The following is a 951-nucleotide window of genomic DNA, read 5'->3' on the forward strand; positions in this document are numbered from 1 at the left end:
ACCGCAACCCAGGGCGTGTAGTGATAGGGCTGGAAGGCGGTGACGAACTTCAGGGTGCGGGTTTCCCGGGCCAGCAGCGAGCACACGGTCCAGGGCTCTTCGCCGGAGGGCGCGTTGACCATCAGCGCGCCGCCGAAGCCGTTGATTTCCGCGGCCCGGGCGATCTGCCCCAGGTAGTCGATGTAGGTGAAGTGGTCGCCGACGCTGAAGCCTGAGACGGCACCGGTGCTGGGCCCGCCCCGGTGCCAGTCGCCGCGGTTGCGCGGGTCGCCGGGGAGGAACTGGGTTTCGCCGTGCAGGGGCAGGCGGGTGAAGAATTCGATGCTCATGGCTGGGCCTCCTGGCTATTGCACGCTGGGGTTGCAGACGGGGGTAATGGCTTGGCCGTTGATCACCTTGTGGGCGAACGGCACCGAGTCCTTGAGGGAGGCATTGACCGTTTCACTGTGGCCCAGGCCCTTGTACAGGTGGCCCTCGACCACCGAGCCGGCCTTGCAGGCGTCCTGCATCAGGGCCACCTGGGTGGCGGCGGCCGGGGTCTTGTCCTCGGCGCCGGTGCCGATGAACACCGGCTGGGCGGTTTTCAGGGTCGGGTAGGACACTTGTTTCTGCCAGGCCGCCAGTTGGCTGCCCTGATAGTCCTTCTTGGCGTTGGCCGGGGTCAGGCCAACCCCCACCACGTCGCTGACCAGGGACGCCAGGCAACTGGTACGGGCCTGTTCGAACAGCGGCAGGGCCTTGTCGGTGTAGAAGTCCCTGGGGTCGATGCTGGGGTCGTACTGCTGGGCGGCCAGCAAGGTGTAGAAGCCGTAGGCCAGGGAGGCATCGACCTTGTTCGGGTCCTGCTCGCCGACATTCTTCGCGCCGATGGTGTAGATCACCCCGGTGCCGATGCTGCCCTTGACCCCCAGGTCCGGTGCGTAGGTGGAGGCGTAGGCGGCCGAGGCGAAG

At 67.0% G+C, this 951-nt stretch carries 1 protein-coding gene and 1 pseudogene; both read right to left on the reverse strand.

Annotated features, from left to right (window positions below; all coding sequences use genetic code 11):
- Positions 1 to 329: LLM class flavin-dependent oxidoreductase (locus F6S12_RS32240; RefSeq protein ID WP_315869922.1), on the reverse strand; the 329-nt coding region annotated here is incomplete at its 3' end.
- 15 nt (positions 330 to 344) lie between these two features.
- Positions 345 to 951 (reverse strand): annotated as a pseudogene (locus tag F6S12_RS32245) (alpha/beta hydrolase); the annotation flags it as partial.

The organism is Pseudomonas sp. JV245A (assembly GCF_032424515.1).
Classification (GTDB): domain Bacteria; phylum Pseudomonadota; class Gammaproteobacteria; order Pseudomonadales; family Pseudomonadaceae; genus Aquipseudomonas; species Aquipseudomonas protegens.